The sequence below is a fragment of the Colwellia sp. KU-HH00111 genome (assembly GCF_040362745.1).
Classification (GTDB): Bacteria; Pseudomonadota; Gammaproteobacteria; order Enterobacterales; family Alteromonadaceae; genus Colwellia.
Map to the genome: position 1 here is coordinate 505,860 of NZ_BAABWO010000001.1, position 17,879 is coordinate 523,738.

The 17,879-nt window shown below is 39.6% G+C and carries 16 protein-coding genes and 1 pseudogene; 11 read left to right on the forward strand and 6 right to left on the reverse strand.

Features of this window, described 5'->3' with window-relative positions:
- Positions 1 to 8: 8 nt before the first annotated feature.
- The 7 genes from ABXG98_RS02175 (at position 9) to ABXG98_RS02205 (ending at position 11,938) form a co-directional block, all read left to right on the forward strand.
- Positions 9 to 1,313 (forward strand): amidohydrolase family protein, encoded by a 1,305-nt coding sequence (locus tag ABXG98_RS02175; protein ID WP_502901524.1) that lies wholly within the window; start codon positions 9 to 11, stop codon positions 1,311 to 1,313.
- Between the two features lie 509 nt (positions 1,314 to 1,822).
- Entirely contained in the window at positions 1,823 to 4,507 is a 2,685-nt protein-coding gene (locus ABXG98_RS02180) for a TonB-dependent receptor (protein WP_353537037.1), read from the forward strand.
- 71 nt (positions 4,508 to 4,578) lie between these two features.
- Positions 4,579 to 7,254, forward strand: coding sequence for a beta-N-acetylhexosaminidase (locus tag ABXG98_RS02185; protein WP_353537038.1), 2,676 nt, complete (start codon positions 4,579 to 4,581; stop codon positions 7,252 to 7,254).
- Between the two features lie 311 nt (positions 7,255 to 7,565).
- Complete coding sequence (nagK, locus tag ABXG98_RS02190) at positions 7,566 to 8,492, forward strand: N-acetylglucosamine kinase (RefSeq protein ID WP_353537039.1); 927 nt, start codon at positions 7,566 to 7,568, stop codon at positions 8,490 to 8,492.
- 32 nt (positions 8,493 to 8,524) lie between these two features.
- Complete coding sequence (gene nagA, locus ABXG98_RS02195; protein ID WP_353537040.1) at positions 8,525 to 9,658, forward strand: N-acetylglucosamine-6-phosphate deacetylase; 1,134 nt, start codon at positions 8,525 to 8,527, stop codon at positions 9,656 to 9,658.
- A 55-nt stretch (positions 9,659 to 9,713) separates the two neighbouring features.
- Positions 9,714 to 11,012: an N-acetylglucosamine MFS transporter NagP gene (gene nagP, locus ABXG98_RS02200; RefSeq protein ID WP_353537453.1), complete on the forward strand. Its 1,299-nt coding sequence runs from the start codon at positions 9,714 to 9,716 to the stop codon at positions 11,010 to 11,012.
- Between the two features lie 440 nt (positions 11,013 to 11,452).
- Positions 11,453 to 11,938: a hypothetical protein gene (locus tag ABXG98_RS02205; RefSeq protein WP_353537041.1), complete on the forward strand. Its 486-nt coding sequence runs from the start codon at positions 11,453 to 11,455 to the stop codon at positions 11,936 to 11,938.
- A gap of 294 nt (positions 11,939 to 12,232) precedes the next feature.
- Here the strand turns inward: ABXG98_RS02205 and ABXG98_RS18985 are convergent.
- Positions 12,233 to 12,469 (reverse strand): annotated as a pseudogene (locus ABXG98_RS18985) (transposase); the annotation flags it as partial.
- Between the two features lie 159 nt (positions 12,470 to 12,628).
- Between ABXG98_RS18985 and ABXG98_RS02215 the strand changes: the two are divergent.
- From ABXG98_RS02215 to folD, 4 genes are all read left to right on the forward strand, one after another.
- Positions 12,629 to 12,880: a type II toxin-antitoxin system Phd/YefM family antitoxin gene (locus tag ABXG98_RS02215; RefSeq protein WP_353537042.1), complete on the forward strand. Its 252-nt coding sequence runs from the start codon at positions 12,629 to 12,631 to the stop codon at positions 12,878 to 12,880.
- Positions 12,870 to 13,157 carry a type II toxin-antitoxin system RelE family toxin gene (locus ABXG98_RS02220; protein WP_353537043.1) on the forward strand — a complete coding sequence of 96 codons (288 nt, stop codon included), beginning with the start codon at positions 12,870 to 12,872 and terminating at the stop codon, positions 13,155 to 13,157. Before ABXG98_RS02215 ends, ABXG98_RS02220 begins: the two co-directional genes overlap by 11 nt.
- Positions 13,158 to 13,663: 506 nt before the next feature.
- Entirely contained in the window at positions 13,664 to 13,882 is a 219-nt protein-coding gene (locus ABXG98_RS02225) for a TIGR02922 family protein (protein ID WP_353537044.1), read from the forward strand.
- Between the two features lie 53 nt (positions 13,883 to 13,935).
- Complete coding sequence (folD, locus tag ABXG98_RS02230; protein ID WP_353537045.1) at positions 13,936 to 14,799, forward strand: bifunctional methylenetetrahydrofolate dehydrogenase/methenyltetrahydrofolate cyclohydrolase FolD; 864 nt, start codon at positions 13,936 to 13,938, stop codon at positions 14,797 to 14,799.
- A 78-nt stretch (positions 14,800 to 14,877) separates the two neighbouring features.
- Here folD and ccmE read toward each other — a convergent pair whose 3' ends face one another.
- From ccmE to ccmA, 5 genes are read right to left on the reverse strand one after another with little or no spacing between them, the layout of a single operon-like run.
- Positions 14,878 to 15,402 (reverse strand): cytochrome c maturation protein CcmE, encoded by a 525-nt coding sequence (ccmE, locus tag ABXG98_RS02235; RefSeq protein ID WP_353537046.1) that lies wholly within the window; start codon positions 15,400 to 15,402, stop codon positions 14,878 to 14,880.
- Positions 15,399 to 15,644: a heme exporter protein CcmD gene (gene ccmD, locus ABXG98_RS02240; protein ID WP_353537047.1), complete on the reverse strand. Its 246-nt coding sequence runs from the start codon at positions 15,642 to 15,644 to the stop codon at positions 15,399 to 15,401. Before ccmD ends, ccmE begins: the two co-directional genes overlap by 4 nt.
- Complete coding sequence (locus ABXG98_RS02245) at positions 15,644 to 16,417, reverse strand: heme ABC transporter permease (RefSeq protein WP_353537048.1); 774 nt, start codon at positions 16,415 to 16,417, stop codon at positions 15,644 to 15,646. The genes ccmD and ABXG98_RS02245 overlap by 1 nt, the downstream gene beginning before the upstream one ends.
- A 31-nt stretch (positions 16,418 to 16,448) precedes the next feature.
- Complete coding sequence (ccmB, locus tag ABXG98_RS02250; protein WP_353537049.1) at positions 16,449 to 17,138, reverse strand: heme exporter protein CcmB; 690 nt, start codon at positions 17,136 to 17,138, stop codon at positions 16,449 to 16,451.
- Between the two features lie 56 nt (positions 17,139 to 17,194).
- Positions 17,195 to 17,860, reverse strand: coding sequence for a cytochrome c biogenesis heme-transporting ATPase CcmA (gene ccmA / locus ABXG98_RS02255; protein WP_353537050.1), 666 nt, complete (start codon positions 17,858 to 17,860; stop codon positions 17,195 to 17,197).
- Between the last annotated feature and the right edge of the window lie 19 nt (positions 17,861 to 17,879).

The window sequence follows — 17,879 nt, forward strand, 5'->3', positions numbered from 1 at the left end:
AATAGATAATGAAAACGATGCAATCAATCAAACAAAATATCACGTTAAGCGCGCTATTAAAATTATCAGCAGTCGCACTCTCGTTAACAGTTGGTGCAGTACAAGCTAAAAGTACAGCCATCACCAATGCCACTGTTTATACTGTTGCCAGCCAAGGCATTTTAACGCAAGCTACAGTCATTATAGATGATGGCAAAATCACTCAGGTTTACGATAAGCAAAATACCCCCGCAAATATTGAGGCGGATGAGGTCTTAGATGCCAATGGGCGCATACTCACCCCAGGTTTTATCGCCACCATGAATGCTTTAGGTTTAGTTGAAGTAGGCGCGGTAGCAGCAACCCGTGACGGACGAGATAAAAAGGCAGATATCACCTTTGATGCTAGTCTTGCCTTTAACCCCAAATCAACCTTAATTCCTTATACTCGAAAAGGCGGAATAACCAGCTCTATAGTAGCCCCTAATGGTGGCGAAGCGTTATTTGCCGGACAAACCTTTGCCGCTAATCTTTCGGGGGAGTTTGCCAGTATTATCGATAAACAAAATGGGGTGTTGGTTTATCTAGGCTCTAAAAGTAAAGGCTCAAGAGCGCAACGACTACAAGCTTTAGACCATCAATTTGCCGATGCTAAAAAAGCCTTAGAAAAAGCAACTAAAGGTAAAAATGATAAGGATGAAGCTAAAAAAGACGCCAAAGAGCCTAAGCGTGATGAATTAGTGATTAATTCATTATTAGCAGGTGATAAACCGCTATTAGCTTATGCTGACCGAGCGACTGATCTTTTAGCATTATTAGCGCTTAAGAAAAAGTATGGAATTGATCTGGTCTTAGTAGGAGCGAGTGACGCTGTATTGATTACAGAGGAAATAGCCTCTGCAAACGTTCCGGTTATTTTGAGTTCAATTGATAATTTACCGAGTAGTTTTGATTCGCTGCATGCTTCTCTAACTAATATAGCAAAACTGGCTAAAGCGGGTATTAAAGTAATTTTAGCGCCAAAAGGTGAAAGCCATAACTTAAACCAATTGCGTTTTGATGCCGGTATAGCAGTAGCAAATGGCTTATCAAAAGCGGATGCTTTCTCAGCAATCACAGCAAATATAGCTGACGTTTTTAAGCTTAATACTGGCCGAATTTCGGTTGGGAAAAATGCTGATTTAGTACTATGGAGCGCTGATCCTTTTGAAATTAGTACTAAGGTTGACCGAATGTGGATTAACGGCGAACCAGTTTCAACAAAATCACGTCAAGATGCGTTGCGTGATCGTTACACTGAACAAAGTGATATGCCAAGAGCTTATATAAAGTAACATTTTTGTGATAAGTAAAAGGTAGGCAGTATAGTGTCTACCTTTTTTATTCCCCCTACCTTTTTTATTTCCCGTACACTTTTTAGTCTGAAAAACATCCTCACATTATTGTTGAATGATTCATCGAAGATCCATACTTTTAATGGTTAAAAAAATCAGAATTATGTGTAATATGGCGGATTTTTATTGATTACTCGATAAAATGGTAAAAAAAATATAATATTTTTTATTTAAAAAAAGCATTATATTTTAGAGTTTTATTTGTTTTTTGTAGATAAAGCAACCAGTGATTTTGATTTTATACTAGCCAAATGAAAAAATAAGGGGTATGGTTTGCTTTACTTCATGACAGCGTTGTCATCAAATATGACAACGCTGTCATAAGTTAAAAAATATAATATTTCTATTTCAGTGTGAGTAAAATAATCTACACAGGTTGTAAAACATCATACTGATAAAAGTAAATTGAAAAGTAATTTAACAAAACAAACGTGTGTAAGGGAAAGTCGATGTCATCAACAATATTTAAAAAAGGCGCATTAGCGACCTCAATTGCTTTAATTCTAGCCGGTGGTACTGCACCCATGGTTATGGCTGCCGAAGAAGCAAAAGCAGAAAAAGAAATTGAAGTTATTCAGGTAACAGGTATTCGTGGCAGTATGAAAGCAAATATTAACGCTAAGCGTTTTGCTGATAGTGTTGTTGATGTTATTACCTCTGAAGATATTGGTAAATTTCCCGATAAGAACGTTGCCGAATCCTTATCACGCATAACAGGCGTTGGTGTTAGCCGAGAATTTGGTGAAGGCGAAAAAATAACTATTCGTGGCTCAGGCCCTTCACAAAACAGAACCTTACTAAATGGTCAGAATGTAGCAACCGCTGATTGGTTTATTTTAGATAATCCATCTCGCGGTTTTAACTTCACTTTACTACCATCTTCTTTAGTGAAAGGCCTAGAAGTATATAAAACCCCAGAAGCAAAAAGCGACGAAGGCTCTATTGGTGGCACTATCGTCTTACGAACTCGTAAACCGTTAGAATTAGATGCTAATACCTTCAATTTAGGGTTGCAAGCTCAATACTCTGAAACATCTGAAAAAACAGATCCTCAAATTGATGCGTTATATTCTTGGAAAAATAAAGATGAAAATTTTGGTGTTTTATTATCTGTGACTCAACAAGACCGAACTGTACAACGTGAAGGCTTAGAGGTATTGGGCTGGACACCAGCAGATGAAAACGGCATGCGAGCACCTAAAGATATTGGTGTACCAATTTTTAAGCAAGATAGAGAGCGTCAAACTATTTTCGCAAGTCTTCAATATGCACCAACAGATGCTTTAGACTTTACGCTAAATGTTTTAGATTCTAGTATGGATGCTAACAATGCCAATGCTAATTTACTCTTACGTCCGCAAAATAACTTAGCTGATTTTAGTAATACCTCAGCCAATGGCAACGACATTTATGCGGCTACGGTTGCTGCAGATGGATCTTACGAATGGGATTTTATCAACCGTGAATCAAGTACAGAAACTTCATCGTATGATCTTGATATTAACTACCAAGGTGATAGCTACACTTTGCATGCTCAAATTGGGGCAACTAAAGCGTCAGGTGGAACATACAATGAAACGTCTTGGAGTTTTGTACCCAATGTATCAGGTGCTGAATCAGGTTACTCATTTGATTTATCAAATCGTGAAGCCATCAGTGGTGTCGATCCTACCGACGGCACAAAATGGAAACAAAACTGGACTTGGGGCGGTAATAAACCAACCACAGATGAAGAAACGTATGCCCAGTTGGACCTAAGCCTTGATGTTGATTACGGACCTTTTAGTAGCGTTGATGTTGGTATTAAATACCGAGACCATGACCGTACACAAGGCAGACAAGCATACAGTTGGCATGCGCCAGGTACAAAAGATGACTTTGCGGCATGGGGCGGATACATGGGGTGGGCATTTGAACAGTGCCCAACATTAGACACCTGTGGTCAAACAACCGGCATTCATTCGGTTGCAGATAATGTCGCCAATGGCAATTTAAACCAACAATTATCTGGTGATCGTGAAGCATTTATGGCCTTGGGTTTTGCCGGTGATGCAGATTATGCAATTAGTGATTCTTTAGGTGAAATTTGGGATATTAATGAATCAATTTTGTCATTATATACTCAAGGTAACTTCTCAGGTGATAATTACCGCGGTAATATCGGTGTTAGAGTAGTAAAAACCTCGCAAACTGCTTCAAGTAATAATTTTAGCCAAGATTCTTGGGGCTTGAACACCGTAGGCAGTCGTTCAGGCAATGTTGATGTAGATTGGTTAACACCTGCTTATTTAGAGTGGGTGACGGAAAAGCGTGATTACACAGAAATTTTACCAAGCTTTAATATTGCATTTGATACAACTGATGACCAAATTGTTCGTTTTGGTGCCGCACGCGTTATGTCTAGACCCAATTACAGTGATTTAGCCCCGATTGAAAGTGTTGGTGCATTGAATGTTGAGTTTCCTACTGGTACTGCTGGTAACCCTAACTTGAAACCTCAAATTGCTGATCAGTTTGATGTTACATGGGAGTGGTATTTTGATGACTCTTCGGTGGTATCACTGGCATATTTCTATAAAGACATTCAAAGCTATCGTACTACGGGTTCATACGTGGCTCCTTATTACAATGAACAAGATGAAGAATGGGTTGATGTCACTATTAATCGTCCAGACAATGGCTTAGGTGGCTCAACTGATGGAATAGAAGTAGGTTATCAACAAGCGTTTGGTAATTTTGGTCTTGCCGGAAATTACACGTATACCAATGCAGATAGCAACCAAGCACGAGTAGAAGGTGTAGAAGGCTCAGGCCTTGTTGAAGGTGCCTCTGATCATATGTTCAATGCGACAGCATATTATGAAAACGACACCTTTGGAGCACGTTTAATGTATAATTATCGTACTGATTGGTATAAAGGTGTTTCTTGGACAGGCGCTGAACTATGGAACGAGTCATACGGGCAATTAGACTTTAGCTCGTCATATACTATCTCAGAAAACTTCAATGTGGTTTTTGAAGCAGTAAACTTAACCGATGAAGAAGTTGTTGAGTATGATGGAGAAAAAAGTCGTTTAATGTCTGTTTATCAAAACGGTCGTCGTTTTGTACTTGGACTTAATGTAAGCTTTTAATCGTTAGTCTATGGAAAACCTCGCTTTTAAGCGAGGTTTTTTATTTTTAATTGCTCATAAAAGGTGTTGTGATGAACAATATTGTTGTACTCATTATTTGTTTAATATTTATGCTAACAGGTTGTGAAAAAACCATAGAGGATAAATTAACTTCAAAATCTAGCCCACACTCAGGCTTAAGTAAAGCAACCCAAGCTGACATTGATAATATTGCTGAAAATTTAAATATTAACTATCGCTTAGTGACGAATATACCCACTGATAAGTGTGATGCTAAAGTTGCTGATGGCGCTTGTTTTGAAGTGGAGTTAAGTTTTACGGCAAAGCAAGAAATTAGCGCTACAGGATGGTCTATATTTTTTAGTCACATTTCACCTGTGCAATCTTCAGTTGGTGAAGCGTTTAACGTTAAACATATCAATGGTGATTTACATAAAATTTCACTAACAGACAAATTCTCTGGCTTTAAAGCGGGAGAGGTGAAAAAAGTAGTGTTTCGCGCTAATTATTGGATGCTATCTGAAACCGATGCGCTACCCAATTACATTGTCAGTGCCGACAATCTTCAAGCTAAGGTGATCGCTAGCACCAAAACCGCAATTAACACTGACACAGGTTTAGAATTCTTACCTTTCGTGGAGCCTTTTCGCAATGAGTTAACGCAATTCAAACGCACTGGTTCAGATAAAACACAGTGGCTAAACAGCGAACGTTTATATTATAGAAATAGCCGAGGTGTGGGTAATAAAAAAATTGATACAGCTGAAATTGCAAAAGTTATTATACCAACGCCAAAATCGATAGACATTGATAATAACAATACTGCTGTTGATGTGAGTAATGGCATTAATGTTGACTTTACTCATGTGAAAACCCTAGATGTGAATGCAGCAATAGAACGATTAGCGCTATTAGGTTTAACACAATCAGCACAAGGTTTACCGGTTAAGTTAACAATTCAAGTAGACAAAACTAAGGTAATTGGCAGCTATAAAATGCTAATTGATCACCAAGGTATCAGTATTATTGGCGTGGATGCTAATGGTGTTTTCAATGGCTTACAGTCGTTAGCAAGCTTGTATGTTGTTGGTCAAGATTCATTACCTGTAGTGACTATTGATGACGAACCCCATTATGCCTTTCGTGGCTTGTTAGTTGATGTTGCTAGAAACTTTCACTCTAAAGCGTTTATCCTCTCTTTGTTAGATCAAATGGCAGCTTACAAACTGAATAAGTTACACTTGCACTTGGGTGATGATGAAGGCTGGCGATTAGAGATCCCCTCGTTACCTGAATTAACTGACATCTCAAGCAAACGTTGTTTTGGCCCTGATAATAAGGGTGAGGTGCAATCGTGTTTATTGCCTATGCTAGGGGCAGGGGTTAATAGTCGTTCACCGGTCAATGGTTATTATAGTGTTAGTGATTACCAAGAAATATTAACAGCGGCCACGGCTCGTCATATTCAAGTCATACCATCGTTAGATATGCCCGGCCATTCACGTGCTGCGATGAAGGCCATGACCGCGCGTTATAACAAGTATCAGGCCCTTGAAGATGAAGTAAAAGCAAAACAGTTTTTACTTGATGATTTTGAAGATAAAACCCAATACTCATCAGTGCAGTTTTATCATGATAATACCATCAATGTTTGCCTCGAATCGTCTTATGCCTTTGTTTTGGAAGTGATGACTCAGGTGAAAAAAATACACCAAGCTGCTGGCCAACCGCTAACCCGATATCATATCGGAGCGGATGAAACAGCAGGCGCATGGGTTGATTCCCCAGCTTGTAAAGCTTTTGTTGCCAATAACGACCACGGTGTAACCAATATGAGCGACTTAGGTGCCTACTTTATTGAGCGGGTTGCGGGGATTCTTTCTAGTTTGGATATTGAAACCGCTGGTTGGAGTGACGGTATGGAGCATACTCGTAAAGCAAATATGCCTGCCATAGTTCAAGCTAATGCCTGGGATGTACTAGCTGCGGGAGGGCATAAAAAAGTACATGCCCTGACAAATCGTGATTGGCAAGTGGTGATTTCAAGCCCAGATGTGCTTTATTTTGATTTTCCTTATGAGGCCGACCCGAAAGAGCATGGCTATTACTGGGCATCGCGTCATGTAAATACTGAAAAAGTTTTTCAGTTTATGCCGGATAATCTACCAATACATGCTGAATTTTGGCTAGACAGAGAAGATAAACCCTATGTGGCTGATGACACCAACTCAGCCTTAGCAGCCGGTCAAAAGTTTTTAGGTATTCAAGGGCAATTATGGAGTGAAAATACGCGCACAGATGCACTTGCACAACATAAAATATTTCCCCGGCTATTAGCATTAGCTGAGCGGGCTTGGCACTTACCAAACTGGGCGGTGCCGTATAATTATCAAGGGGCTAAATATAGTCAAGAGACAAAGACCTTTACTGATAAAATGAAAACAGCGCGCGACCAACGTTGGCAAGTATTTGCAAATACCCTAGGGCAAAAAGAGTTTGCAAAATTAGAATTGGCAGGTATTGATTATCGCTTACCCGTTGTTGGCGCTGTGATTGAGCAAGGAGTACTCAAAGCTAATATCGCGTTTCCTGGTTTACTCATCGAATATCAAGAGCAAACTAATGATAACCAAGCGCCATCATGGCAAGTTTATAATAACCCCGTTAATGTGTCTGGCCCTGTTAATGTTCGTAGTCGTACGCTTAATGGTTTGCGAGCAGGGCGCAGTACACAGGTGTCTTATTAGTAGCTAATAGCTTGTTTTTATAGAAAATAAGGCGTTAGATACTAGGATCAACTAACGCCAAGCAAAATAATTTAGCCATAATATAAAAAAACAAATGACAACGCTGTCATTTGGCGGTAATATGAAAACAGTTGCCAATAGGCTTAACTACTTTTTACATGATAAGCTTATGCCAATTTGATTAACTTTATGCTCGCTGAGTGGGAAAGAACTTAATCAACTTGGAAGTAGCATTTATGATGTTAGGCATGGTTTAAAAAGTACGAAAATAGTAAGACATTTGAATAATGAAGCAAAACTTTGAGGTTAGTATGTTCACAAGCAGTGACAATAACAATGCGTTCTTTTTAGGCATAGATGGTGGCGGTAGTAAGTGTAAGGCTATTGTCGTAAACGCGAACAATGAAATATTAGGCACCGGAATTTCTGGGCCGGGTAATCCGTTACATGGCTTTGAACAAGCAACAAACTCGATTACTGAGTCAGCAAAATTGGCGTTAGCCGATGCTAACTTAAGCAAAATTAAATTAAATGAATTGACGGTCGGTGTTGGCCTAGCTGGGGTTAATTTACCGATATTATTTAAACAAATGCAAGCATGGCAACACCCTTTTAAGCACATGTTTTTAGCAACTGATTTATTAATTGCTTGCTTAGGTGCTCATCAAGGTGAAGATGGCGCCGTGATTATTTCAGGCACCGGCTCTTGCGGCTTTAGCTATGTAGATGGCAATGAATTTATGATTGGTGCACATGGCTTTCCTCATGGAGATAAGGGCAGCGGTGCTTGGTTTGGCTTGCAAGCGGTTAAACAGGTTTTGTTGTCATTTGATGGTGTGATTCAACCGTCAATTATGAACGAAGTCATCTTAGCTAAATTACACTGTAAAAATGATACAGCGTTAGTTGAAGCTATTGCAGGAAAATCAGCAACCTATTATGCCCAATTAGCCAATTTAGTGTTTGATGCTGCAGAGCAAGGTGACCAAATTGCATTGGCTATTGTTGCTGATGGCGCAGAATACATTAATAGTATTGCTGGTATTTTATGGTCCAAACAGCCACCACGAATGTCAATGATGGGCGGATTAACGCCACGCTTACTGCCTTGGCTTGATAAATCCCTACAAGCTAAATTGTCTGCACCATTACACCCACCAGAATTTGGCTCGGTGTTGTTTGCTCGCCAAGCATTAGCTAAACAGCAAGCCATAGCAGCAAGCGCGACACTGGCTTAATCATCATCAAAATGCAATTAGGACTCTTTTAAATGTCATCACTTCGCTTTCACGCAAAACGTTTATTTGATGGGTATAGTTTTCTTAATGATCAAGTGCTCACTATTACTGATGGTATGATTAGCGCGATTGATGAAAACATCAATGAAGTTGATGTAGCGGTATCAGGTTTAGTTGTACCCGGCTATATTGATTTACAAATTAATGGCGGCGGCGGGGTATTGTTTAATGATGAACCTTCAGTAGCAAATCTTAATACCATCATTAGCGCCCATGCTCAATTTGGCACCACTGCAATCATGCCAACCCTGATCACTGATAAAACAACCGTTATGAAGCAGGCTGCAGATGCAGTCGCCGAAGCAATTGCCAAGAAAACACCTGGAATTTTGGGGATTCACTTTGAAGGCCCCCATTTATCATTAGCTAAAAAGGGCACTCATTGCGGTGAATTGATTCGACCTATTTCAGATGATGAATGGCAAATACTGTCTCGTACAGATGTTGGCGAAGTGATGGTAACGCTAGCCCCCGAAACTGTGTCACCCGCAGATATAACACGAATGGTAAAACTCGGTATAAACGTATGCTTAGGCCACACTAATGCTGATTATACTACAGCGCAAAAAGCGGTTGATGCAGGCGCGACCGGCTTTACTCATTTGTTTAATGCCATGTCACCATTGCAAGGCCGAGAGCCCGGTGTTGTTGGCTGCGCTTTACTTAATGATCATACGCAATGTGGCTTAATTGTTGATGGTCATCATGTCGATTATGCCAGTTGCCAATTGGCGCTTAAAGCGAAACCTGCTGGAGGTGTTTTTCTTGTCACTGATGCCATGCCACCTGTGGGTACTGAAATGAAACAGTTTCCGTTGTATGACCGAACGGTTTATGTAGAAAACGGTAAATTAACATCTACCACCGGTGAGTTAGCTGGTTCCTCATTAAACATGGCAACAGCGGTTAAAAACACCCACCATCATTTGAATATGCCATTGGATGAATCATTCCGTATGGCTAGTGTTTATCCGGCAAACTACTTGTACGCAAATAAAAAGTGTGTTCGCGGACAGTTAATTGTAGGTATGCAAGCAGATATGGCTATCTTGAATCCTGATTTGAGTGTTAGTGAAACATGGATTGGCGGGAAAAAATTTAATTGATTGGCAATGTAGTCACTTAATTTAACTAATTAACGAGGAAATTATGGAAATGTCTTTGTCTACTGATAAACAGCAGCAAGGTCGCGGGCAAAGCAATGCGCTGCCAATGATTATTGTTGCAGGACTGTTTTTTATTTTAGGTTTTGCAACCTGGCTTAATGGTTCGCTAATGCCTTACTTAAAGCAGATTTTGCAGTTAAGTCCCTTTGAGGCATCCTTAATACTTTTTTCTTTCTATATCGCCGTAACATTTACCGCGCTGCCATCAGCTGCGGTTATTCGCAAAGTTGGCTACAAAAATGGTATGGCGTTAGGTATGGCAACCATGATGATTGCCGGGTTATTGTTTATTCCTGCGGCTAAAACCCAATTGTTTGCTTTGTTTTTATTTGCGCAACTCATTATGGGAGCAGGGATTACATTACTGCAAACCGCAGTTAACCCTTATGTTGTTCGCATTGGCCCAGAAGAGTCAGCCGCCGCTCGTATTTCTATCATGGGTATATTAAATAAAGGCGCGGGTGTGGTTGCTCCTATGGTTTTTACTGCACTTATCTTAAGTGGCTTTCAAGAGGTTGGTGGCGACTTAAGCCAAACACAAATCGATGATATGGCTAATTCTTTAGTTTTGCCATATTTAGGTATGGCAATGTTTTTAGGGCTATTAGCGTTAGCGGTGAAAAAGTCACCCTTACCAGAATTAGCCAGTGAAGCAGACAGTAATGAGCAGAATAACGATAACCAAGGTCATCTAAAAGAGGCATTGTCACACCCTAATTTAGCCTTAGGTGTTGTCGCGCTATTTTTCTATGTCGCTGCTGAGGTGATTGCTGGTGATACTATTGGTACGTTTGCTTTGTCATTAGGTGTGGAGAACTACACCATAATGACTTCTTACACTATGGTTTGTATGGTCATTGGCTATGTTTTAGGGATTGCACTTATTCCAAAATTCATATCTCAACAAGCAGCGTTAACTGTTTCAGCCGTTGTAGGTTTGTTACTAACAATGGGGATAGTCTTTGGCGATAATAGTTCTTTTGTAATTGCTAACACTTTACTTGGCGGTGTTGAATTGCCTGATACGCTAGTGTTAATTGCTTTTTTAGGCTTTGCTAACGCCATTGTTTGGCCAGCTGTTTTTCCACTCGCCTTGTCGGGAATGGGTAAGTTGACCAGTGTTGGCTCAGCATTACTTGTTATGGGGATTTCTGGCGGAGCATTTGGTCCATTATTTTGGAGCTTATCTTCAACAACTAGTCTAGGTGAGCAAGGGGGGTATTTAGTGTTAGCGCCATGCTATTTATTTATATTATTCTACGCGGTTAAAGGCTGTAAAATGAAAAGTTGGTAATCAATTAGTGTTAATTAGTTACGATTACTAGCAACAAGTTTATGAATATTGATAATTATCCCATCAGTATTTATAAAATAGCTCTACGGTAAAAGTTGGTTGCGTCACCAGTGATAGTGATTAACTTTGAAAGTTGAGGGTGCGTTAAACGATCATTTGGTCGACCCTAAGTCTTTGGCTTAGGGTTTTTTTGTTATTTTGCTGTATGTAATTGGCTATGTTGTAGTTGAGTGCGGGTGCAAATTATACATTTTTCAAAAAAAGGATTTAACCAAGCTTTTACTCGTCAACCAGTTAAGGGCTTTAGCATTAAGTTATTGATGAAATGAGGTGATTAACGTATTGTGGATTTTTATAAATTTATGAAAGAAGGATGAACTTCGTGTTTAAACATGAAGTGTATCCTGCTAATAAAGCTGTTATGTTTTAAAGGTGGTTCGGTGAAAAAAGTCTTATTTTCTATTACATTATTGTTAACCGTACTTGCATTAACTGTTTCATCTTATCTATACGGTGTCGATATTGGTAGTGAAGTTCAAGAAGCAAATATTCATGCCTCAGAAGCAGTACGACTTGTTCACTCAGTTAATTATGATAGTTATCATGAGCTACCTGCTGAATACCGAGAAGCAAAAATAAACGAATACATTGTCTTGATGGGAACGTTTATTGATAAACGACGTCCAACTCCTTTTTTAGATGAGATAGTCCAAGCTAATATTGAAATGTTTAAAGAAGCCGCTGACTATAGAATTCAAAACCCAGACTTAGCTAAATTTGATAAAACACTAATTCCATTTAGTAAGGAAGCTATAGCAAGGGTAAAAGAGTTATCAGTCAATGGTGAGCTAAGTGATTTAATTTTAAATAGATATATTAAAGAGTCTTATTATTACCACCTTGCTCGGAAGAGTTCGAGAAAATAAAAAATAATAAATAAAGGATAGGTTGCGCTTGCCGCAACTTAGTCCTGTTGTTGAACAAGCCCGTTGTTGATGTGTACTCTTTATAAGTAAATAAATAAAATTGCGGAGGGTTGTCTCTTTGCGGTGTTTTTTTGTCGTTTTTTTCAAGCCGAGTCTGTCTACTATCACTCAGTTTAGTTGAGCAATATCGTCACGTAACTCTTTTTTGTCAGCTATATTTCGCTTATAAATAAAATCCTCACTCAGTGAATATACTGGGCGCAACAATTCCGTTTGCTTAGGCACGTCCTTGTTCTAAATCGGGTAACCAATAATCACGCGCTGCGCTCGTCGCATCAGGTATAGGGTCATGTACGCTTTACATTGAGGGCAGCAAACTCCTTGTTTGGGGGCTGGAGCTATGGGCGGCAATACCACGTGAAGCATTAGCTGTAAGCGCTTTAATGTGCGTTTAGCATTCCCGTGTAAAAACCCATAATTGCGCGCTCGTCGAAACCCTTTCGGCAGTACATGTTGCAGTACGCGCCATAAAGAATTAACTAGAATTAACTAGGCCACCCATAATTGTGGGTGGCCTGATAACTCTTAACTCATAACTCTTTAGCGTTATACAGGAAAAATTAACTGTAGCATTAAATTATATTTAGGTCTAAAATAAGTGCTTATTTAAACACTTAATTGGTGGCAATAATGAGACAAGTATTAGCTGATTGCTCAGCAAGCATATCTGAACTTAAGAAAAACCCAACAGCTTTATTAAATGAAGCAGATGGGGCTGCTATAGCAATATTAAACCATAATAAACCTGCTGCTTATTTAGTGCCTGCAGAAACTTATGAATGGTTAATGGATGTTGTCGATGATTATGAGTTAGGAAAAATAGTTGATTCTCGTCGCGGTGATTTATCCAAAGCTATAGAAGTCAGCTTAGATGACTTATAAATTAAAGTTTTTGCCTGCCGCAAAAAATGAGTGGGATAAATTAGCAGAGCCACTCAAAAAGCAATTTAAAAACAAACTGGCAGAGAGGGTAGAAAACCCACATGTCCCATCAGCTAAATTAAAGGGCTACGACTCAGTTTATAAGATCAAGTTACGCACCGCAGGCTATAGATTAGCGTACGAAGTTATTGATAACAAACTAGTTGTTTATGTTTTAGCTGTTGGTAAGCGAGATAAAAATACAATCTATAAAAAGTTAGCGTCTCGCGTTGTGTAACAATTAACTAAGCCACCCATTAGGTTAAATAAGCTAGGTTAACTAAGCCACCCATAATTACCCCCAACAAAAACTAACCGTTAATTGGCAATTATTTTATTAAAAATATTGACGCAATGATGAGGTAAATGGCTTAGTGAGCTGCTTTTATGTCCCGTAACTACATTTTTTCTGACGTTTAGGTGAATTCTTGATGAGAGTCATCCGTCACGTCGGGGAAACATTAGGCACTGTTCAAACCGGCTGAGCTTCCTGTTATAGAAGTAATAAAAAATAGTAAATTGCAGGAATCGTATACTAGGTCGGTACCTACGGTTCAGTGCTGTGAAGGGATAAGACCCTCACTCTTCTCGGTTTTTATCCCTTAGATTTCAATGATAGGCAGTATTTTTGTATCTCAATATTTACAGCCCCTAAGGTCAAATAAACACGCAATCATTTACTCTGAGGGATGTTAGTGTATATTTAGTCTACATGACTGCAATAAAATAAGAGATGTATCGATTATGGCTGTTCAACAACGTAAAGTTACCATTATTTATTATAGTGATGGTGGCTTAGAGCTTCATCATAACGTAGAAACTTTTCCTCAAAATGATGAAGGTAGAGTGATAATCCCACCGGACTTTAAAGCGGGTAAGTCTATTGTTGCAGTGTGTGATGGCGAAATCGAGATTTTAAATAAGGTTGGCGATCGTATTTTATCAGTAAATTATATTAGTTAAACGTTTCAGTTTTTATTCCCACCCACCAAACCGAATTAATAAAAAAGAGCATCATGATTATAGATGGAAAAAAAGCGGCGGCAGATCTGCGCGTAACGCTTAGTAAAGCAGTATCCGAACTTAAAGAAACTAAAGGCATTACGCCAAGTTTAACCGTAGTGCTTGTAGGGGAAGATCCAGCAAGCCAAGTGTATGTTCGTAATAAGGTCAAGCAAACAACAGAGGTCGGCATGATCTCAAATGAAATTAAATTGCCTGCCAGCACTAGCCAAACAGCACTGTTGGCACAACTTGCCCAATTAAATAATGATCATCGAGTTCATGGTATTTTAGTGCAACTGCCTTTACCTAAACATATTGATGAAAATGTGATTATTGCAGCAATTAACCCTGAAAAAGATGTTGATGGTTTCCATGCCATGAACTCAGGTCGCTTGCTTAACGGTGAGGCGGGGGCGCTAGTGCCTTGTACACCTCAAGGTTGTATTATTCTAGCTAAGCAGCAGTTAGGACATGATTTATCGGGCAAGCATGCGGTGGTTATTGGTCGTTCTAACATTGTCGGTAAACCTGTCGCGCTGTTATTACTGCAAGAAAACTGTACCGTAACTATCGCCCATTCACGTACAAAAGATTTAGCGCAAATTTGTCAACAGGCTGATATTTTGGTGGCCGCGGTTGGTCGCCCCAACTTTGTTAAAGCCGATTGGGTGAAAAAAGGGGCCACCGTGATTGATGTTGGCATCAATCGCATTGAAGATGAAAAAACAGGTAAAACAAAGCTTGTGGGCGATGTAGATTTCGCTGAGGTCAGTAAAGTTTGTGCTGGTATTACGCCAGTTCCTGGTGGTGTTGGTCCTATGACTATTGCTTGTTTATTAAAAAATACACTTGATGCGGCAAAGCTGTCTGGTTGATTAACTAAGTTTAGCCAATAAAAAACCGCAAGCATTACTAGTGCTTGCGGTTCTTTTTTTAATTAGCAGTATTTATCTCTAGTTTTTACTGTCTAACTGCTTTTCACTATATTCTAATTTTTTGTGATCTTTACCTGCTGCATCAGCAAGCTCTGCGGGCATGTAATTTTCATCATGTTTAGCCAGTACTTCACTGGCTTCAATATGTAACTCGCCTGACGGCCCACGTTCGAGCGAGCCATTGGCTACAATACCTTGCCCTTCACGGAACAAATCAGGCAATATCCCTTCGTAACGTACCGTTATCATTGGATCGTTTTTGTCAAAAACAATCGGCATTTTCATGTCTGATAAAGCAAATGTTACTTTAAGGTTATCAGGGTCACGTTTTACGGTGTTTGGTACCACTAAACCACCAATACGGATTCTTTGGCCTACACTAGGTTTGATGCCAGAGTCTTTTTTACCTTGAGTGATTTCTGAAGGAGTATAAAATAAGTCGATATTTTGGCTTAACGCATATAAAACTAGCCCCGCGACTACAGCAATACCAATAAGTACCGAGGCGACTATCGTTAAACGTTTTTTACGGCGGGGATTCATGGTGATACCTCATTTGAAGGATTGTTTTGGATATTATTAGGACGTGACTTTTGCTTACGTACTTGACGTAATTTGGCTTCGCGCTGTTGGCGTAAAGCAATGTTTTTGATGATCTGTTTATGCCCTTGAGTAGAATTAACAATAAGGGCTAAAATCAGCGCGCTTGATACTCCAAAAGATAACCAAACGTAGAAACCATAACCACCCATTGCTAGAAATGCACTAAAACTATCAAACTGCATTAGTTACTCTCCGTTGGTTTAGTTGTTGGTAACGATACTTGTGCTAGCACTAAAGCTTTAACCCAAGGACGAATGCTGTTGCGGGCTAAAATTTCGCTACGAAATCGAATACAAATAATGGTAGCCACCAGTAAAGAAAAACCAATAAAACAAAAGACAAATGGCCACAGCATATCAACAGACATTGACGGTTTGCCAAGTTTGCTGACAGTTGAGCCTTGATGCAAAGTATTCCACCATTCGACTGAATATTTGATAATAGGCAGGTTGATAACTCCTACCAGTGTTAATATGCCAGCGGCTTTTCCTGCTAAATTTTTATCCTCAAAGGCATTATGTAGCGCTATAACACCTAAATATAGAAATAATAAAATCAGCTCTGACGTTAATCTAGCATCCCAAATCCACCAAGTTCCCCACATAGGTTTACCCCATGCGGCACCCGTGAATAGGGCTATTGCTGTAAACACAGCGCCAACCGGAGCCATTGCTGCTGCAGAAGCATCGGCTAGTTTAAATTGCCATACCATCGAAGTAAAAGCTGCAACAGCCATACCAAAATAGATGCCCATCGAAAGTGAAGCTGCTGGCACATGCAAATAAAAAATACGGAAGCTATCGCCTTGTTGATAATCAGCAGGAGCAAAGGCCAAAGCCCAAACTATACCTACCGATAAAAATAATACTGTTAACGCACTCAGCCAAGGCAGGAGTTTTCCGGTGAAGTGATAACTCACTTCAGGATTCGCGTATGGATGTAGCCATTTCCACATGGAGTATGTTCTCCTTCCTTATCGTTGAAAGTTAATTGGTACTGACTTTTAAAGCGGCACTTACGGCAAATGGTGCTAAGGTTAATGAAGCAAAAAACAGTGCTGCAATTATAGCAAGTTGGCCATTGTAAGGTAACCCTAGTGCCGCAGTATCGATTGCACTAGTGGCAAATATTAACACCGGGATATATAAAGGGAGTACTAACAAGCTTAATAATACCCCGCCTTTTTTAATGCCTACCGTTAAGGCAACACCAATAGCCCCTAATAAACTTAACACCGGAGTACCGAGTAACAGCGTTAGCATTAATGCGCCGTAACTGTGTTCATTTAAATGTAAAAGCACTGCTAGTAATGGCGCGATTATAATCAGTGGTAGCCCTGTAATTAACCAGTGTGCGACAATTTTTGCCAGCACCAAAATAAAAATAGGCTGGGGGCTTAAAAGCATCTGCTCTAAAGAGCCATCGTCGTGATCCGACTTAAATAGTCTATCTAAAGATAATAAGGTTGCTAATAAGGCTGCAACCCAAATAATCCCAGGTGCAATACGGCTTAAGGTCTGCTCTTCAGGGCCTATTCCTAAAGGAAATAAGGTAATGACGATAACAAAAAATAATAGCGGGTTAATAATGTCGTCTTTGTGTCGCATCGCAATGGTTAAATCACGTTTGAGCACCAACGAAAACACAGCCCGGTAAGATAAATTAGCAGCTTGCATTATTCACTCAATTCTTTTGTTATTGTTAATCTTTGCACGTTAATCTTCTTCACAGGCTACTCATCAATATATTCTAACGTTATTTTTTTAATTTGTGTTGGCTCAAAGGTGAGTAAATCTTGATGAGTGGTTAAAATTACGCAGCCACCTTGTTCAATATGGTTTTTAAATAACAGCTCTAACGCTTGTACACCTTGCTTGTCGATGGCGGTAAAAGGTTCATCTAAAATCCAAATTTTTGCATTGGATTGATATAACCGCGCCAGCGAAATTCGTCTATGCTGGCCAGCGCTTAGGTGTGAAGCTAAGCTATGCTCGAACCCTGTTAAATTTACTTCGGCTAAGGTTTGTTCGATGTTTATCACATCCTTGTTACCACCGTGTAAAGCAAGGTTAAAACCTAAATTTTCAATTGCACTCATTTCGCCTTTAACTCCCGGTAAATGGCCGAGGTAAAGTAGGTTTTGATGAAATTCTTCGCGGGCTTGACTAACAAGTTGACTGGTAAAAAACACATCCCCTTCATAGGGTTGAGAAAGACCAGCTAAAATACGCAACAAACTGGTTTTTCCTGAGCCGTTAGGCCCTTCTACTTGCACAATATCGCCCGAGTAAATCTCGATATTGAGCTTATCAAACAATAAACGTTCCTCGCGGATACACGTTAAGTTTGTGGCGCTGAGTAATGCCGGTGTTTGAGTTGATGGTTGATTTGCAGACAAAGTAGTTATTTCTCAATTA